Here is an 18,339-nt window from a genome sequence, read left to right on the forward strand (position 1 = left end):
CAAAGCCATGAAAAACCTGATCAAAAAAACTGCTGCTGCTTTTATTATTTCAGCCCTGGGATGCTCAGCTGTAAGCGCCAGTGTTGTCGACTGGACTTCCAAAGCTGGTATTTCCCGCCTGGAAACCTCCCAGCATAAAGGTGACTTCTTCAAGCTGGCCAACAACTTTGAAGCCCAGGAAAACAAAGTTTACTGCGGCGTTGCTTCCACTACCATCGTCCTTAACGCTCTGCGTGTTCGTGCCGACAAGATTGAAATTCCTCTGGATGAATCTCTGGTCGCTGAAGAAAACCGTGACTGGTTCCCTCAGGGCGGCTTCAGCCCTGTTTATGCTCGTTACACCCAGAACACCACCATGCTGAAAAGCCCTAAATCCGTTCAGCAGGTAATGGGTAAGCCAGCCGTTGAAGGTGGCCGTAAGGATTACGGTTTCCAGCTAGGCGAACTGGAAGCCATGCTTGAAGGAAACCAGTTGGATGCCAAAGCTGTTCACGTTGACAGCCTGGATAACTTAAATGAAATGAAAGCAGAGGTTATCAACGCTCTGGATACTGCTGACCAGTACGTGCTGATCAACTATGCCCGTAAGGGTGTTGAGCAGCCAGGTGGTGGCCACATTTCTCCTATTGGTGCATACCATGAAGCATCTGATTCCTTCCTGATCATGGACGTAACACCAAATAAGGCAAACTGGGTTTGGGTTTCCAGCGACCAGCTGTTCTCCGCCCTGGCCACAAAAGATGTCGACAAAAACCGCGGTTACGTAGTGGTTAGCGACACTCTGTAATATTCAGTCAGCGCCCCTGGTGCACTGTCGCAGAGAGAGAAAACAGCCTGGATATTTCCGGGCTGTTTTTTTGATTAGGTATTAAGCAACCGCTTTCTTTTTCTTCTTAGGTTGCAGCATTGATGGCAACGCTTTTTCCACAGCTTTCTGAAACCACATAACTTCCATGGGGTTTCCTTCAATGCGGATTGTTTTATCCTGAATTCCTCTCATGAAAATGGCCTGGCCTTCAGGCTTTGTCAGTGCGTCCCATCCAAGAGTTGAGGTTTCAAAGCGGATAGCAAACTCCGGGTCTTCAACAATTTTACCGCTGGCTGAGGTCACTTTATCCTCTTTCACGGTATAACTACGGCAAACACCCTCCACGCTGGAAAGCTCAAAGGTCATATCCTTCCCTTCAAGCACTTTTTTGAACTCTGGCTTGTTTTTGCTGGCACGTTTCATCATAACGCCAAGAGCCAACAGCAGCAGTTTAAATTTCACAAGGCTCCCCCCAATGAAAGAATTGTGACACCAGTCTATAAACATTCCTCTTTTGTGCCAGTGCAAAGATGACAGAACCCGTGGTTAATAAGTACTTGGGCTTAAAATGATTCAGATGAGGGAGGTTCAAAAATGCAGCACTGAAGAATAAAAGTGCTGCATTTTGGTTTGTGAGAGACCCTTTACCAGAGGAGAGATCTCTGAGAACAGAGTTTTACTGGTTCACAGCGTCTTTCAAAGCCTTACCAGGCTTGAATGCAACAGTATTACTGGCGGGGATTTCGATTTCTTCACCGGTCTGGGGGTTTTTACCTTTGCGGGCACCTCTGGCTCTTTGAGCGAAAGAACCAAACCCGATAAGACTTATGGTTTCCTGACGCTCAAGTGCCTTGGAAATTTGCTCCAGAATGGCGTTTAAAGCTTCACCGGCTTTATCCTTGCTGAGATCGGCCTGGTCTGCAATTGCAGTGATGAGTTCTGGCTTGCGCATGACTCCCTCTCGAATCCATTTTTACTGTTTATTATTTTTATTGATTTCCCAGTAGTGGCCCATCCAAGGCCCTGGACTACCGAAAACATGCTGCACATAAAAGCACCAGCACGGCCGTCAACATTAAAACAGCCTCAGCAACAGGGCAACACCAAATATCGGATAAATTAGCTTCAGAGCTTCCAAAAGAAGCAAACTTTCTTATAAACCAGAGAGATAGACTCCCTCACTAAGGACGTTTATAGCATCATTTTTATCAATCTTTTCTATTCTTCTGACCTGAAAGTATTTCCGAAGCGGCATTTCGGTCTTTATTCATGATCTTGACAGGGACATTGCAGGGATAAGCTTGCATCAGTAGGTGTTATCACGCATGCTGCGATAAAACGCAGCCCGGATTGGATGCGCGGGAGAATTCAAACAGCCATGAGCAGGAAAAACCTTTTTCTCTTTCGCAAGGGTGAAAAAGGTTTTTCCATGGTAAAAGTAATTTATGCAGTCTTGCCCAGTCAGTACTCTGGACCAATATATTTTTTTAGAGCAGAAGTGGTACAGCCTTAACACTCTGCCATGGGATATTCCCGCCAACTTAAAACACTGGTTGCTGGATACCGGGTCTCTGACCCAGCGCTTGAAAGATACTTTCTCCGGTTCATTTGAGGTGCAGGTTCTTCATCACGACTGGGGGCGGCCAACAACCAGTGAACAGCGTTTTCTTTCCATGCAGGAACGGGAAGCTGCCAGCATTCGTGAAGTTGTCCTGGTTTGTAACAACGCCCCACGAGTCTTTGCCCGCAGTATTCTTCCTGCAACCAGCCTCGAAGGGCGTAATCGACAGCTACTTAAGCTGAACAATCGCCCTCTTGGTGCTTTTTTATTTGCACAGCCCGATTTGGAAAGAGGGCCTATTGAGTTAACTCGTGTTTATGACCAGATGCAGAACCCTGTGTGGGGAAGAAGATCGTGCTTCTTTTTGGGTCATAAGCCTTTGGCCGTGTGCGAGTATTTTTTGCCAGGAATGGGATAATTTAGAAGAAGTATGAAAGGTATCCTTAACCCTACTCTCTTTAACCAGGACAGGTTGAACAACTATGTCCAGCTGACCAGGCTGAACAGGCCAATTGGTATCTATCTTCTATTGTGGCCCACACTTTGGGCATTATGGCTGGCTGCAGACGGATGGCCTGAGCCAGAACTGTTCGTCATCTTCGTTCTTGGCACTGTTCTTATGCGTTCGGCCGGTTGTGTGATCAACGACTTTGCCGACCGCAACTTCGATGCCCATGTAAAAAGAACCAAAGATCGCCCCATGGCAACAGGAAAGGTTTCTGAAAAGGAAGCTCTGATCCTGTTTGCCATATTAATTCTAGCTTCTTTCCTTTTGGTTCTGATGACAAACCCTCTGACAATTGCCTTATCATTTGCTGGTGCATCGCTGGCTGCCACCTACCCATTTATGAAACGCTTTACACACTGGCCTCAAGCCGTTCTGGGTGCAGCTTTTGCCTGGGGAATCCCTATGGCCTGGGCAGCTCAGACCAATACTGTAGACCCTGTTGTCTGGGCTCTGTTTCTGGCCTTCCTGTTGTGGACAATTGCTTACGATACGCAGTACGCCATGGTTGACCGGGATGATGACCTGACTATTGGCATAAAATCTACAGCAATTCTATTTGGGGAAAAAGACAATGTCATTATTGGACTGCTTCAGGCTCTCACTCTTCTGGCATTGCTGGCAGCAGGGATGATGACCGGCCTTGGCACTGCCTATTATCTTGGTGTGCTTTTTATGTCCGGTTCCTTTATCTACCAACATACACTGACCAAAGACCGTGATCGCGATGGGTGTTTCAAAGCATTCTTATCCAACCATTGGGCTGGACTGGCAGTTTTGATTGGAATTATTCTGGATCGCTGTATTCTCTGATATTGCCGATCTACAAATCACGCTCAACTAATGAAACACTCCCTGGCTCAGCAACTTTCCCCGTTTGTTTGTCCGGGCACAGAGGCTCTCTGTGCCCGCTGGCTAATTGAAGGAAAAATCCAGCTTAAGATATCTGCACCCAGAAAAACCAAACTTGGTGATTTCAGGCCAGCTCACTTAAACAAACCCCACAGGATAAGTGTTAACAGAGACCTAGAACCTCTACAGTTCCTGATCACGTTAACCCATGAAGTTGCCCATGCAATCAACTGGGACAAACACGGCCGAAAAGTGCAACCTCACGGAAAAGAGTGGAAGCAGATCTATAGTAAGCTGTTAACAAGCATTCTGGACTTGAATGTGCTGAACCAAGAGACAGCTCAGGTTTTAAAAAGCCACAGTAGTAAACCGAGAGCCAGCAGTGCTACAGATGTTCACCTTCAAGGTCTACTCATTGATGAAGAAGGCACTGTATTAAATGACTTGAGTTCGGGCTGTTTCTTCATAATCAATGGCCGGTCTTTTAAAACCATTAGAAAATTACGCAAATACTGGCTGTGTGAAGAACACCCAACAGGGCGGCATTACCGTGTTTTAGGTACAGTCAAAGTTGATCGGATAGAACATTCAGAGCATATTTAGCAGGGGTGATTTTGTATTTGTCATATTTCTGCAACATTCACCCGTTGTAATTCATCAGGTCTAATAGATGACTGCCTCAGGGTGAGTACAACGAACCATGATTGCTTCAACAAACAAAATCCTGATTGTTGATGACGAAGCACCTATCAGGGATATGATAACGGTGGCTTTGGAAATGGCCGGGTACACCTGTCTTGAGGCAGAAGCTGCCCAGGAAGCCCACGCCATTATCGTCGACCAGAAGCCCGATCTTGTTCTGCTGGACTGGATGCTTCCAACTGTCAGCGGCCTGGAGCTTGCCCGACGCCTGAAGCGGGACGAGTTGACGGCAGACATTCCCATTATTATGCTTACCGCCAAAGGCGAGGAAGATAATAAAATCCAGGGACTGGAAACCGGTGCTGATGATTACATCACCAAACCTTTTTCTCCCCGGGAACTTGTTGCCCGTCTGAAAGCCGTTCTTCGCAGAGCCGGTGCAGCCAACCAAAGTGATCCCATTGAAGTCCAGGGTGTGACCCTTGACCCCGCCAGTCATCGAGTATCTATTGACGGTGCACCCAAAGAAATGGGGCCGACCGAATATCGCCTTCTCCAGTTTTTTATGACACACCAGGAGCGAGCCTACACGCGAAGCCAGCTTCTGGATCATGTCTGGGGAGGAAATGTTTACGTTGAAGAACGTACAGTTGATGTCCATATACGCCGATTGCGTAAGGCATTGGGCAACAGTCACGAAAAACTCGTCCAAACCGTCAGGGGAACCGGCTACCGCTTTTCCACAAAGGCATGACAAGTAGTACGGCAACAGGTAGCATTCATCCTGTACAAGGATAGATCTTGTTGCCATTTTTCATGAATGACCGGAAAACACCGTGAACCATAACTGGCAATCGTCTGTGCTTAAGCGCCTGGCAGCCGTTCTGGGGCTTAGCTTTGCCTTTGGCATAATCTTTGATCAGGTCACAATTTTTCTACTTCTGGCCTGTGCTTTTTACCTTGCCTGGACACTCCGGCAACTCTTTATGCTGGGCAGCTGGCTGGAGAACAGCTCATCTCTCTCTGATCCCCAGGAACCACCTACCAGTCGTGGATCCTGGGGAGATATCTTCGACAGTATTTACCGCCTGATGCGTAAGCAGGAAAAGCTGCGTGACAGGCTTCAGGCTGTTATCGACCGTATTCAGCAATCAACATCAGCCCTTCAGGATGCTGTGGTGATGACCAACCGCCACAGTTTGATTGAGTGGTGGAATCCGGCTGCAGAACATATTCTCGGCCTGCGCTCTCCTGATGATCATGGACAGCTTATTACCAATCTGATTCGCCACCCCCGTTTCGTCTCTTATTTCGAACAGAAGTCTTATCAGGACCCGCTTGATATGCCTTCACCCGTTTCTGAACAGAGAACTCTTCTTTGCTCAATCACTCTGTATGGTCCTGATAACCGATTAATCCTGTTTAGAGACAACACCCGCATTCATCATCTCGAACAAATGAGCAAGGATTTTGTAGCCAATGTTTCTCATGAACTGCGTACTCCTTTAACCGTTATTACCGGCTACCTCGAAACACTGGCGCATTCTGTAGAAATAATGCCACAGCCACCTGTGCCTGTTTTGCCCAAAGCGGTCGGACAAATGCAATCCCAATCTCACAGGATGTCTAATATCATTGATGATTTACTCACTCTTTCAAAACTGGAAACAGCGGATAGTCAGCAGGATATCCAGCCAGTGTCATTACCGCTCTTAATCAACACAATTGTTGAAGACGCAAAATCCCTCAGCGGCAATAAAAACCATAAAATTATTTTCAACTGTGCTCATGAGGATCAGATTCTCGGAAATAAGAAAGAACTGCGCAGTGCCATCTCCAACCTTATTTTCAATGCCGTGAAATACACACCGGAAGGTGGAAATATTTCCATACGCTGGACTGTTAGTCTCAATACTGGTTATTTGACTGTTAAAGACGACGGTATTGGTATTGACCCACAACACATCCCACGCCTGACAGAACGCTTCTATAGGGTTGATAAAAGCAGACATGCCTCAACAGGAGGCACAGGCCTTGGCCTTGCCATAGTTAAACATGTACTGCTAAGGCATGATGCAACTCTGCTAATCAAGAGTCGTCCTGGTAGAGGGAGCAGCTTCACCTGTCAGTTTCCTCATAGCCGACTGGTTAAAAAAGCTGCTTAACACCCGAACCGTTACTATTGCATGGTTATGGACGTGGATTTTCTCCCAAGGAGCTGCACAGAACGCGGTTAACCAACGTGACCATATCTGGAGCACATCACAAAAGGGAAAAACGCCATAAAGAATATGCAAATGTAACGGTTCGGAGGTTTAATTATCTTTCTTCGATAATGCAGTCGGAGCGTTCCTTGCCAGTCCTTTGCAGGTATTCCTGAAAAACCTTTGGGGCACGCCCGGTCAATGACCCTTCCCACTGATGGTTGCTGCCACTTTTATCCTGAAACTCGAATAGATAGCGTTTGATATTACGCTTTTTCTTCTCCCCAACAGCAGTACTGCCAAAGTCCTCAATTGAAATTCCTTTCTCATCCATCATTTTTTTGATGACTTCAATACTGTTCTGCTTGGCTTTTATTTTTTCTTGCTGCTCCTCAACTGCGGCTTTTTTTTCTTCGAGAACATCCTGAAGCCTCGTTACAATACGCTCAAGGTCTTCAACATGAACATCACGAAATAAACCACGCATACGTGTTTTACTACTAAGCCGATGCATCACTTCATCAAATATATTCATATATTAAACCCTCGCATTCATACAACAGGCGCAAAAAAAATAGGTAATACTTTCTGACCTGACAACTTGAAAAGATGCTTTTATTTCAACTTTTATCCGCAGGCTCTGATAAATGATCAAATTTTGCCTGCAGCTTCTATTTTGTAACCCGGTAATACTTTAGACGAAGAAAGTGCACTGGAACGTGCGCTTTGTAAAAATTCGACCTGAAACCAGGTTATGTCATTCCTATCATTGCTCCGGTCTTTTTCTGTGATTCTGTGTGTTTGGGGCAAGAAATAGTCTTCTTGATTTCCTCACCATCAACACTTTCAAGCCTTACATCAAACTTCCAGAGCCTGTGAATATGTTTCACAATTTCTGCAGCTGATTCACTCAGTGGTCGTGTCTGATGCATGTAATGACGCAAGGTCAGAGATCGATCTCCCTTCACATTCACATTATAAATCTGAATATTGGGTTCTCTATTCCCCAGATTGTATTGTGCTGCAAGTGCCTCTCTCACCTGCCTGTAACCAATATCATCATGAATGGCATCAACCTCCAGGTAAGCTTTTTTCTCATCATCAACAATGCTGAACAACCTCAACTCCCGCATAACATGAGGAGATAAGTACTGCAGAATAAAGCTTTCATCCTTGAAGTTCTTCATCGCGAAATGAACCGCATCCAGCCAGTCAGTATCCACCAGCTCAGGAAACCAGCGGCGATCTTCTTCGGTAGGTTCTTCGCAAATTCGCTTGATATCCATAAACATCCGGAAACCCAATGTATATGGATTGATACCTGAGTAACGGGGATCATCAAAGTCCAGTTGGAAAATCACACTGGTATGAGAGTGCAGAAACTCCAGCATATACCCTTCATCAATTAATCCCTCATCATAGAGGTGGTGCATCAAGGTGTAGTGCCAGAATGTGGCCCACCCTTCATTCATAACCTGGGTCTGACGCTGTGGATAAAAATACTGGGCGACTTTCCTGACTATACGAACCAGTTCCCGCTGCCAGGTCTCTAATAAAGGAGCATTTTTTTCGATGAAATAGAGAATGTTCTCTTCAGGATCCTTAGGGAACCTCTCGTTGGTTTTTTCCTGAGCCCTCTCCTGCTGTGGAATCGTACTCCAGATATCATTCAACGTACGCTGAATATATTCTTCACGCTCTTTCTGGCGTTCCCTCTCTTCACCAGCAGACAGCGGACGTGGACGCTTATAGCGATTCACGCCCTGATTCATCAAGGCATGGCAGGCATCGAGAACCTCTTCCACAGCTTCAACACCATGCTTCTCTTCACAATCGGCAATATATTTCTTGGCAAACATCAGATAATCAATGATCGACTCGGCATCAGTCCAGGTACGGAACAGATAATTGCCTTTGAAGAATGAGTTATGCCCATAGCTGGCATGAGCCAGCACCAGAATCTGCATGGGCATAGTGTTTTCTTCCATCAGGTAAGCAATACAAGGGTTGGAATTAATCACGATTTCATAGGCCAGCCCCATCTGACCGCTTTGATATCTCTGCTGATTACTCAGGAAGTGTTTACCAAATGACCAGTGGTTATACATCAGAGGCATGCCAATCGATGCGTAGGCATCCAGCATCTGCTCTGAGCTGATCACTTCAATCTGGTTAGGGTAAGTATCCAGCCTGTATTTATTGGCAATGCGCGCGAGTTCATGGTCGTAGGCATTGATAAGGTCAAACGTCCATTCCGAACTGGTTGTCAACGGCTCTTTTTTATTGGTCTTGTTATCGTCTGACATTAGGCTTCCTTTTTCTCGAACAGACGCCGAAATACCGGGTAAATATCTGCAGCGGTTTTTATCTGCTGCATGGCAAAGGAATCAGGGAATTTGTCCTGAATGCCTTCATACTCCCGCCACAGGTTCTGATGCTGCCGGTCTGTAATCTCCACATAGGAAAAATACTGAACCAAAGGCATGAGATCATTGATCAAAATCTTGCTGCAGACTGAAGAGTCCCCTTCCCAGTTATCACCATCCGATGCCTGGGCAACATAGATATTCCAATCGTTGGGGGAATATCCTTTAACGATCGTATCCCGTGTCATCTCAAGAGCACTGGAGACGATTGTTCCACCGGTTTCCCGCGAGTAGAAAAAGTCCTCTTCATTCACGACCTTGGCAGCCGTGTGATGACGGATAAACACCACTTCAATCTGTTTGTAATTTTTCTGCAGGAACAGATAAAGCAGGATAAAGAACCGCTTAGCCATATCCTTGATTTCCTGAGTCATGGAGCCGGAGACATCCATCACACAGAACATCACGGCCTTATTGGAAGGCCGGGGAACCTTAACGAAATTGTTGTAACGCAGATCGATATCATCAATAAATGGCAGCTTTTTCATTTTGCCATTCAATTCCTTGATGCGATCTCTTAAAAACTGCGCCCGCTCTTCATCGTATGCTCCAGGTTGTACCTCCATCTCCCGAAGCTCTCGCTTCAGTTGACGAATATCCCGACGCGTACCACCACCGAGAGCAATTCTGCGGGCATGGGCACTACGCAATGAGCGGACGATATTTAATCTGTCAGGTGGCCCATCAGTGGTAAAACCGGCCTGATGGGTTTGAAACTCTACAGTCTCATGCAGGGCTTTCTCTTTCATGTTCGGCAACTCAAGGTCATCGAACATAAACTCCAGAAACTCATCGTGATTAATATTGAAGGTGAAGTCATCCATACCTTCACCCTGATCACTGGCCTGGCCATTACCGCCACCACTGCCCTGCCCACCGGGAGGTCGCTTGATGCGATCACCAGTAATAAATTCTTTATTGCCAGGGTGAACCTGCCTGTTCATCCCACCCTGCCCGTGGTTGAAAGTCGGCTCAGAAAGGTCGCGGCGGGGAATGGTAATGCTACTGCCACTTTCGACATCGGTAATACTGCGTTTATTCACCGCTTCGGAAACAGCCTTTTTAATATGCTTCCGATACCGGTTCATAAAACGCTGACGGTTGACGGTACTTTTGTTTTTACCGTTTAGCCGTCTGTCGATAACAATACTCATACACACTCCCTGTGTTGCAATGAAGCGCCCGAGGCGAAGTGCAGTACCATCCTTGGTGCTGCAGCTCACATCCTTGGTGATCGCCTCGCCTCTTGCGCCTACTACCTCGTACTACATCTACACTTTTAACTATAGAAGTATCTTTTTCATCACCTTAAGGTGATGAAAAAGATACTTCGCTCATGGCTGCTTCAGTATAAATCACTGAGACTTGCGAACCCGGATGTACCATTCAGACAGCAGTCTCACCTGCTTCTCGGTATAACCACGCTCCACCATCCTCTTCACAAACTCAGAATGCTTACGCTGTTCTTCCTGGCTGCCCTTGGCGTTAAAGCTGATAACCGGCAGCAGGTCTTCTGTGTTGGAGAACATCTTCTTCTCAATCACCGTCCGCATCTTCTCGTAACTGAGCCAGCTTGGGTTCTTGCCTTCATTTCCGGCTCGTGCACGAAGTACAAAGTTCACTACCTCATTCCGGAAATCTTTAGGGTTGGCAATACTGGCCGCTTTTTCAATCTTCTCCAGCTCATCATTGATGGCACCGCGGTCGAGAATGTCGCCAGTCTCAGGGTCACGGTATTCCTGATCCTGAATCCAGAAGTCTGCATAAGTGATATATCGATCAAATATGTTCTGACCGTACTCGGAATAAGACTCCAGATATGCAGTCTGGATTTCTTTGCCGAGGAACTCGATATATTTAGGAGCCAGGAACTCTTTCACATAACGCAGGTAGCGTTCATGTGTCTCCTGGGGGAACTGCTGCTGTTCAATCTCTCTTTCAAGTACATAAAGAAGATGCACAGGGTTAGCTGCAACTTCAGAAGGATCAAAGTTGAATACCTTGGAAAGTATCTTAAACGCAAAACGGGTAGACAAACCTTCCATACCTTCATCCACGCCGGCAGCATCTTTGTACTCCTGCAGAGGCTTGGCCTGTGGATCGGTGTCTTTCAGATTCTCACCATCATAGACACGCATCTTGGAGAACATATTGGAGTTCTCAGGTTCTTTGATACGAGAAAGCGTGGTGAACTGTGCCAGCATCTTCAAAGTGTCAGGAGCACAGGGCGCGTCCTTGAGAGAGCTGTTCAATAACAGTTTACTGTAGATCCTGATTTCTTCACTAACACGCGTACAGTAAGGCACTTTTACTATATTAACCCGGTCAATAAAGGCTTCATTAGTCTTGTTGTTACGGAATGTTTGCCATTCTGATTCGTTGGAGTGGGCAAGAATAATTCCATCATAAGGAATCGCGCTCATTCCTTCGGTGCTGTTGTAGTTTCCTTCCTGAGTCGCTGTCAGAAGTGGATGCAAAACCTTGATAGGTGCTTTAAACATTTCCACAAATTCCATCATGCCCTGATTGGCACGGCACAATGCCCCGGAGAAGCTGTAAGCATCCGGATCATTCTGGGAATACTCTTCCAGCTGGCGAATATCCACCTTACCAACAAGGCTGGAGATATCCTGGTTGTTCTCATCGCCAGGTTCAGTTTTAGCGACCGCAACCTGATCAAGAATACTTGGGAAGAGCTTAACAACTCTGAACTGACTGATATCCCCCCCAAACTCATGGAGCCGCTTCACAGCCCAGGGCGACATAATGCCTTTTACATAACGATTGGGAATACCATATTCATCATGAAGAATGGCTGCATCTTCAGTAGGGTTAAACAGGCCAAGGGGGGATTCAAAAACCGGAGAACCTTTGATGGCATAGAAAGGAACCTTCTCAATTAGGCTTTTGAGCTTTTCTGCCAGAGAAGATTTACCACCACCGACAGGCCCCAGGAGGTAAAGAATCTGCTTTTTCTCTTCCAGTCCCTGCGCAGCGTGGCGGAAATAAGACACGATCTGCTGAATCGCATCCTCCATTCCATAGAAGTCTTCAAAACCCTTGTAACGCTTAATCAGCTTGTTAGAGAAGATACGAGACATACGGGAGTCTCGGGAAGTATCAATAATTTCCGGTTCACCAATAGCCATAAGCATTCGCTCTGCTGCATTGGCGTAAGCAGATGGATCCTCCTTGCACCTTTGCAGATACTCCTGGAGCGACATCTCTTCCTGCTCTTTTAACTTATAACGCTGTTGGTAATTATTGAAAATTTCCATATTTTCCTACCTGGCCCTTAAGCATGTTCAATGTGTACTGCTTTGGGAGCGACAGCGTCTTCTGCCCCTGTTTACTTTTTATTGGGTAAAACTGTTTTTTATTCTCTTACTATTTTTTTAAAACTAATTCGTCATCCCTGCAACCGAATTAACAACTTTCTACACTGCTCATGCCTGCTTTTTTTCAATATGCTGTACCACCGCCCTTAAAAATCGCGAGGCTTCACCTCCTGTTACAGCTCGATGATCAAACGACAACGACAGACTCATTACCCTGTGCACTACCGCTTGCCCGTTACATGCAACAACCTGATCACCAACAGATCCAACCCCCAGAATGGCAACTGCAGGGGGAACTACAACAGGTGTTGCGTAACGCCCTGTTCCCAGCGCACCAAAATTGCTCACAGAAATCGTCGCACCCTGAAAGCTTTCTAGAGCCAGCTCTCTATTCATAACCCCATTTTTCAACCTGTTGATTTCAGTTCTGAGCAAATCTGGAGAAAAACTTTGTGCTCTCTCTAATACCGGGACCAGGAGACCATGGGGTGAGTCCACCGCCAAACCCACATTGACATCATCCATCAACTGCCGTTTTTCACCGGGGCCATCAAACCATGCATTCAGGGCGGGCTCCTGTCGACATGCATCAACAACTGCCATCAGTACCTTAACTGTAAGATCACTTTGGTTTTGCCATTCATGAATATCCGCGTCTGCAAACAGAGTTACCGATACAACCTCATGACCAGAACGAGTCATGCTTCTTGCCATTTCCCGACGCACGCCTTTTAATGGCTCACCATTTTCCAGACTTATGTTTGATGCTGACTCTTGGAGATTTCGAACCAGATGGTTAATAGCTGGGCGAACCATCTGTTGCACCTTACTGGTGGAAGGTGACGCCCCGATAAAGAAATGCTCTTCATCATCCTGTTCCGCAGCTGAAGCTTCGGTGATAGAACCGACCACTGTGCCGGTATCTGTATCATCACCTTCAAACTCCACCAGCGGTTCACCGGTATGGATCAGATCACCTGGCTGACCAAACTGACGAATCACTACACCTGCACAAGGAGAAGGCACCTCAACAACAGCTTTGGCTGTTTCCATGGAAACAATAACCTGATCCTCGCAAACGGTTTCACCTTCACGAACATGCCATTCCACGATTTCTGCCTCGGGAATCCCCTCCCCGAGATCAGGTAATTTAAAGAATCGCAATGTCTCCCCCTTGGCAACTAAGTCTGCCTTATTCCTTGGTTTCCTTTCTTTGCCATGGATGCTTGTCTTTTAGTTAAGAGAATTTGATCACAACTGGACTCATTTTCCGAAGCCTCTGTTATTCAGATTAGTTATCGATATCTAATATGCAAAAGCGATTTGTAATTGTTGTGTAGAAAATAGTTATCAGCTTATGCTATTTATATTGATTTAGTTCAGCCTGGTCTTCCATAATCCTACGTTTAATGTTTTCATTAATTTCCGGATGTATACCGATTATTCTTGACCCTGTCGGAGTTATTAACACACTCTTTCAGGTAGAAAATCGGTGCGCCTATCAAGGCCAGATATTAATGATGTATGAAAAGGGATGAAAAGAAGCCGTCGTATATCAAGCAGCCGTTTCTATGCTTTAACCACACGAATCAGGGCTCGGTTAAACAGTCATGAATAGCGATCACTATTCTTTTGTGGTCTGGTATGTAATGCTCCTCCATCCGGTAATACGGCATTGTGATGTCATACCCTGCCACCCGTTTCACCGGAGCTTTAAGCTCAAAGAACAGATCTTCAAAAATACGTGCAGCTATCTCAGCTCCCACACCAAAACTTCTTGCAGCCTCATGAACAATCACACAACGCCCTGTTTTTCGTGTTGAAGCCAGGATAGTCTCCATATCCAAAGGTTTGATTGTGGCAACATCAATAAGCTCAACACTGACTCCCTGTTCAGCCAATGTGTTACAGGCTTCCTGGCATTCACGCACACAGGCTCCCCAGGTGACCAGAGTCACGTCACTTCCTTCCCTCAAAGTGAAACAGGTATCCAGTGGCAAGCGGCTTCCTGTTTCTGGCAAGGTTTGTTTTTGAACACGGTAAATACGCTTGGGTTCAAGGAATATCACAGGATCAGGACTATCAATCGCTGATCGCAAAAGTCCGTACGCTCGCACCGGCGAAGAAGGAATAACAACACGAAGACCGGGGATATGAGCAAGCAGCGCTTCAGTACTTTCCGAGTGATGCTCCGGTGCATGAATGCCACCTCCAAATGGAGCACGCAGCACCATCGGGCAGCTTAACCGTCCACGGGTTCTGTTTCTCATTCTGGCGGCATGAGTCACCAGTTGCTCCATGCAGGCAAAGATAAAACCCATGAATTGAATTTCTGCGACAGGTTTTAATCCCTGGGCAGCCATTCCAACTGTCATTCCAGCAATTAATGTTTCTGCCAGTGGGGTATCCATAACCCGCTTAAGGCCATATTTGCTTTTTAGATCCTGTGTTGCACGGAACACACCGCCATTGGCACCAATATCTTCTCCCAGTAGCACCACATCCTTGTCGTCAGCCATTGCATGGTCAAGTGCAGTGTTTACAGCCTCAACCAAAGTTTTCTTATCACTCATGACCCAGCCCTCCCTGCATCTCTTCTTTTTGTCGTCTTAGTCCAGCGGGAAGATCTTTATAGTGGTAGTCAAAAAGGTCATCGACTTGGGGAAGAGGTGTCTTCTGGTAGATTTCAACAGCTTGCTGAATCTCCAGCTTTACCTGCTCAAGATAAGCCTGCTCCTGTTCTGGGCTCCATAACCCCCGATTATGGAGATAAGTTTGAAGCCGCTTTACTGGCTCCTCTGACCAGGCTTTGCGAACCTCTTCCGAATCTCGATACCGGGTCGCATCATCTGCTGTTGTGTGATCACCCAAACGATAGGTAATCGCTTCAATAACAACAGAACCCTTACCTTGTCTGGCTCTCTCTATGGCCGAACCAATAACTTCGTGCAGAGCAATAACATCATTTCCATCCACCTGCACACAGGGAAGACCCGCTCCCGCTCCTTTCTGTGCAAGCGTCGGTGCACCACACTGAATAGGACGGGGAACAGAAATTGCCCACTGGTTATTGACCACCAGGAAAACAACCGGCAATTGCCAGACTCCGGCAAGATTCAGGGCTTCAAGAAAATCACCCTTGGATGTTGCTCCATCTCCACAGGTTGTCAGTGCAACTCGGTGCTCATCCCGAATCCGAAAGGCTGAAGCAACGCCAACCGCATGCCCGGCCTGGGTGGCAATCGGAACACAGTTGGGAAAATCCTGCCCATAGCCAGGACCGGCACTTCCTCTTTCATCTCCTCCCCAGTAGAGATAGATATCTGAAAGCTCAACACCTCTGAGCAACTGACCAGGAAGGTCACGGTAATAAGGCACCAGAACATCTTCTTTCTTCAGTTGTTTGCCATAAACAACACCGGGAGCCTCCTGGCCAAGGCACGATGGATAAGTTCCCATCACTCCGGTGCGCTGCATGGCTATGGCTTTACGATCAGCCTCTCTGGCTTTCACCATGGCCTTGTAATAATCCACCAGCAAAGAACCTTCTTCCGCCCAGCCAGGAAGAGGCTGTGTGGGTTGCCCATTGGCATCAAGGTAACACACAAAAGGAATATCACTTTCATGCACCCGGAACAGTCCACCGCCATCAAGAGTTGTTGGCATGACCAATCTCCTTTATGCGCTTAATTGTTCGAGTTGATGTTTGGGGCTGTAAAGAATGTCTTCAGCCATTCGGTCAGCCATCAGGCTGGGAGGTTCTCCGCTGGTTATTTGCCGGTTAAACGGCCTCAGTATAGTCTGCTCTATGAGGGTGACGCGTTTGCGAGTCTCTGCTGCGGTTTTACCGCGATGGGATAGAGAGGCATGTATTAAGCCTCCCGCATTAATTAGAAAATCTGGTGCGCATAAAATATTCTGTCGGTGCAAAGCCAGCCCAGCTTCCGGTGTTGCCAGCTGATTATTGGCGGAACCTGCAACAGCACGACATTTAAGACTCTGAGCCACCGACGTTCCGATAACACCACCTAGCCCGCAGGGGCTGAAGATATCGCAGTCCACTGAAAGAATTTCTTTGGCTGCGACAACAGTCGCCCCAAAGTTTTTCTGACAAAGCGCACTTTTCTCCGGGTCAAGATCACAAACCGTCAGTTTGGCTCCATCCTTGTGAAGCAAATCACACAGGGCATATCCGACATGGCCAAGCCCCTGCACAGCAACATGCACACCATTCAGTGAATCGGGAAGATCTTTACAGGCTTTCAGGCAGGCAAGTATGCCGTGATAAACACCAAGGGCAGTGTAAAGAGCAGGGTTTCCGGAAGCTGATGTGCATGTAACATGAGGAGTGACTCTGGCGATAGTCTCCATATCTGCCGTTGTTGTTCCTACATCCATGGCAGTGATGTAGCGTCCACCCAGACTGTGGACAAACCGTCCGAAAGAAAGAAACAGTGCTTCCTGGTTCTGGATATCACGGGGAGCCATAATCACAGCTTTCCCGCCCCCCTGTTCTATTCCTGCAAGAGCAGCCTTGTCGCTCATCCCTTGGGCCAGTCTTATGGCATCACGGATAGCATCACCGCTACTGTTGTAAGGAAAAAACCGACAGCCCCCAAGAGCAGGGCCTCTACTTGTGTCATGGATCGCAATCACAGCCTGCAATCCGGTTTGAGGGTCAGACCACAGGTGAATATCACTGGTCTGGCTCTGACTCATATCCTGAAACATCGCGGGATCCCTCCGCCTGTAACATTGTTATGATTTTGATTTGTACAGTGACCAGCCGTTGTAACAGCCCCGTCACTTGCAGCAGCCACTATCACCATCATGGTGGTACTTTGGTCATGGTGGTTCTTTGGTAAAGTCTAGCGGCTATTTTTTTCTCTGCGGTGCCTCATACGACAACAGACCCTTAAAGAAAGATCCTGACAGCCTTCAGATTATGTGATGCGGCTCACAAAAAAACCGTCAAGGGGATGACCTGACGCCTTTAGCAGGAGAGCATCGAAAATTCCCCTGAACATAACGATGAAACTTATGACTGATCTACAGCCTGAGCAAAGGCGTCATGTTCGAAAACGCCTGGACTGTACAGTACCAGCCATTCGTACAGATAACGGACAACCACTGGGCTACCTTGCCGATATATCAAAAGAAGGGTTCAAGGTTATCTGCCCTGTACCACTGGAGAGAGAGAGTCAACTTGATCTTATTCTTGAGTTGCCTAACGCAGACAGCGTCAGGCAGATAGAAGTCACGGCAGAGTGCCGCTGGTGTCTGCCCGCAGAAGAGAGCGAAGAGTTTGGAGCCGGCTTTCATATCAAGTCGATATCAGACCAGAACCAGGTTGCACTCAACTATTTTATACGTGACTTTGAATACTAGGCTCTGTTGACATAAGAGCTTTCGCCATACAAAAAACGGACTGGTTTAACGCCAGTCCGTTTTTTGTTACTGGTTATTCCGCTATGGGGAGGTTCATGGTTTCCTTAACCTCTTCCATCACGATATAACTCTTGGACTCACGAACACCCGGCATTTTCAGCAGGATATCGCCCAACAGTTTTCGGTAAGACGCCATTTCAGAAATACGGGCTTTGATCAGGTAGTCAAAGTTACCGGATACCAGGTGGCACTCCAGAACATTCGGCAGGCTGCAAACAGCCTTGCGGAAGTCATCAAAGATACCTGTCGACTTGGTTTCCAGGCTGATTTCCACAAAAACCAGCAGGCCCGCTTCCAGGTAGCCAGGGTTTAACCTTGCGCTGTACCCCTGGATAACACCTTCTCGCTCAAGGCGTTTAACACGCTCCATGCAGGGTGTGGTACTCAGGCCGACTTTGTCAGCCAGATCCACATAGGAGATCCGTCCCTGTTCCTGCAGAATGCGCAGAATATTCCGATCAATGCGATCCAGTTGCCGAGTTACTTCTTTCCGGTTTCTCATAGTATGAAACAATCACAGAAAATAAAGCTGCCTAAGAAGACAGCTGTAGATAG

18 protein-coding genes and 1 pseudogene are annotated in these 18,339 nt (G+C 47.0%); 8 read left to right on the forward strand and 11 right to left on the reverse strand.

What is annotated here, in order from left to right:
- Positions 1-7: 7 nt before the first annotated feature.
- Positions 8-787, forward strand: a complete 780-nt coding sequence (locus tag M3P05_RS07310; RefSeq protein ID WP_249698827.1) for a phytochelatin synthase family protein — start codon at positions 8-10, stop codon at positions 785-787.
- An 81-nt stretch (positions 788-868) separates the two neighbouring features.
- On the opposite strand, the gene M3P05_RS07315 is transcribed toward M3P05_RS07310, so the two are convergent.
- Positions 869-1,270 carry a helicase gene (locus M3P05_RS07315; protein WP_249698828.1) on the reverse strand — a complete coding sequence of 134 codons (402 nt, stop codon included), beginning with the start codon at positions 1,268-1,270 and terminating at the stop codon, positions 869-871.
- 214 nt (positions 1,271-1,484) lie between these two features.
- A complete protein-coding gene (locus tag M3P05_RS07320) occupies positions 1,485-1,760 on the reverse strand; it encodes an HU family DNA-binding protein (protein WP_249698829.1) in 276 nt (91 codons plus the stop codon).
- Positions 1,761-2,253: 493 nt separating this feature from the next.
- Between M3P05_RS07320 and M3P05_RS07325 the strand changes: the two genes are divergently transcribed.
- From M3P05_RS07325 to phoR, 6 genes and pseudogenes are all read left to right on the forward strand, one after another.
- The gene (locus tag M3P05_RS07325) at positions 2,254-2,787 is read left to right on the forward strand and encodes a chorismate--pyruvate lyase family protein (RefSeq protein ID WP_249698830.1); all 534 of its coding nucleotides are present in this window, start codon (positions 2,254-2,256) and stop codon (positions 2,785-2,787) included.
- A 12-nt stretch (positions 2,788-2,799) separates the two neighbouring features.
- Positions 2,800-3,687, forward strand: a complete 888-nt coding sequence (ubiA, locus tag M3P05_RS07330; RefSeq protein WP_249698832.1) for a 4-hydroxybenzoate octaprenyltransferase — start codon at positions 2,800-2,802, stop codon at positions 3,685-3,687.
- 30 nt (positions 3,688-3,717) lie between these two features.
- Positions 3,718-4,011 (forward strand): annotated as a pseudogene (locus tag M3P05_RS21220) (SprT-like domain-containing protein); the annotation flags it as partial.
- A 36-nt stretch (positions 4,012-4,047) separates the two neighbouring features.
- A complete protein-coding gene (locus M3P05_RS07335; protein WP_249698833.1) occupies positions 4,048-4,329 on the forward strand; it encodes a hypothetical protein in 282 nt (93 codons plus the stop codon).
- Between the two features lie 97 nt (positions 4,330-4,426).
- Positions 4,427-5,122, forward strand: coding sequence for a phosphate regulon transcriptional regulator PhoB (phoB, locus tag M3P05_RS07340; protein WP_249698834.1), 696 nt, complete (start codon positions 4,427-4,429; stop codon positions 5,120-5,122).
- Positions 5,123-5,204: 82 nt separating this feature from the next.
- Positions 5,205-6,533 carry a phosphate regulon sensor histidine kinase PhoR gene (gene phoR / locus M3P05_RS07345; RefSeq protein ID WP_249698836.1) on the forward strand — a complete coding sequence of 443 codons (1,329 nt, stop codon included), beginning with the start codon at positions 5,205-5,207 and terminating at the stop codon, positions 6,531-6,533.
- 154 nt (positions 6,534-6,687) lie between these two features.
- Here phoR and M3P05_RS07350 read toward each other — a convergent pair whose 3' ends face one another.
- From M3P05_RS07350 to M3P05_RS07385, 8 genes are all read right to left on the reverse strand, one after another.
- Positions 6,688-7,107 (reverse strand): H-NS family histone-like protein, encoded by a 420-nt coding sequence (locus M3P05_RS07350; RefSeq protein WP_249698837.1) that lies wholly within the window; start codon positions 7,105-7,107, stop codon positions 6,688-6,690.
- 217 nt (positions 7,108-7,324) lie between these two features.
- The gene (locus tag M3P05_RS07355) at positions 7,325-8,878 is read right to left on the reverse strand and encodes a SpoVR family protein (protein ID WP_249698838.1); all 1,554 of its coding nucleotides are present in this window, start codon (positions 8,876-8,878) and stop codon (positions 7,325-7,327) included.
- The gene (locus tag M3P05_RS07360) at positions 8,878-10,152 is read right to left on the reverse strand and encodes a YeaH/YhbH family protein (RefSeq protein ID WP_249698839.1); all 1,275 of its coding nucleotides are present in this window, start codon (positions 10,150-10,152) and stop codon (positions 8,878-8,880) included. The genes M3P05_RS07355 and M3P05_RS07360 overlap by 1 nt, the downstream gene beginning before the upstream one ends.
- Positions 10,153-10,353: 201 nt before the next feature.
- The gene (locus tag M3P05_RS07365) at positions 10,354-12,276 is read right to left on the reverse strand and encodes a PrkA family serine protein kinase (protein WP_249698840.1); all 1,923 of its coding nucleotides are present in this window, start codon (positions 12,274-12,276) and stop codon (positions 10,354-10,356) included.
- 168 nt (positions 12,277-12,444) lie between these two features.
- Positions 12,445-13,500, reverse strand: coding sequence for a dihydrolipoamide acetyltransferase family protein (locus M3P05_RS07370; RefSeq protein WP_249698841.1), 1,056 nt, complete (start codon positions 13,498-13,500; stop codon positions 12,445-12,447).
- A 425-nt stretch (positions 13,501-13,925) separates the two neighbouring features.
- Positions 13,926-14,909 carry an alpha-ketoacid dehydrogenase subunit beta gene (locus tag M3P05_RS07375; RefSeq protein ID WP_249698842.1) on the reverse strand — a complete coding sequence of 328 codons (984 nt, stop codon included), beginning with the start codon at positions 14,907-14,909 and terminating at the stop codon, positions 13,926-13,928.
- Positions 14,902-16,002: a pyruvate dehydrogenase (acetyl-transferring) E1 component subunit alpha gene (gene pdhA, locus M3P05_RS07380; protein WP_249698843.1), complete on the reverse strand. Its 1,101-nt coding sequence runs from the start codon at positions 16,000-16,002 to the stop codon at positions 14,902-14,904. The genes M3P05_RS07375 and pdhA overlap by 8 nt, the downstream gene beginning before the upstream one ends.
- Positions 16,003-16,014: 12 nt before the next feature.
- Complete coding sequence (locus M3P05_RS07385) at positions 16,015-17,067, reverse strand: Leu/Phe/Val dehydrogenase (RefSeq protein ID WP_249698844.1); 1,053 nt, start codon at positions 17,065-17,067, stop codon at positions 16,015-16,017.
- 309 nt (positions 17,068-17,376) lie between these two features.
- Between M3P05_RS07385 and M3P05_RS07390 the strand changes: the two genes are divergently transcribed.
- Positions 17,377-17,724: a PilZ domain-containing protein gene (locus M3P05_RS07390; RefSeq protein WP_249698845.1), complete on the forward strand. Its 348-nt coding sequence runs from the start codon at positions 17,377-17,379 to the stop codon at positions 17,722-17,724.
- A 73-nt stretch (positions 17,725-17,797) separates the two neighbouring features.
- On the opposite strand, the gene M3P05_RS07395 is transcribed toward M3P05_RS07390, so the two are convergent.
- Positions 17,798-18,286 carry an Lrp/AsnC ligand binding domain-containing protein gene (locus M3P05_RS07395; RefSeq protein ID WP_249698846.1) on the reverse strand — a complete coding sequence of 163 codons (489 nt, stop codon included), beginning with the start codon at positions 18,284-18,286 and terminating at the stop codon, positions 17,798-17,800.
- Positions 18,287-18,339 lie beyond the last annotated feature (53 nt).

Origin of the sequence: Parendozoicomonas callyspongiae (genome assembly GCF_023502345.1) — a bacterium.
Taxonomy (GTDB): Bacteria; Pseudomonadota; Gammaproteobacteria; order Pseudomonadales; family Endozoicomonadaceae; genus Sansalvadorimonas; species Sansalvadorimonas callyspongiae.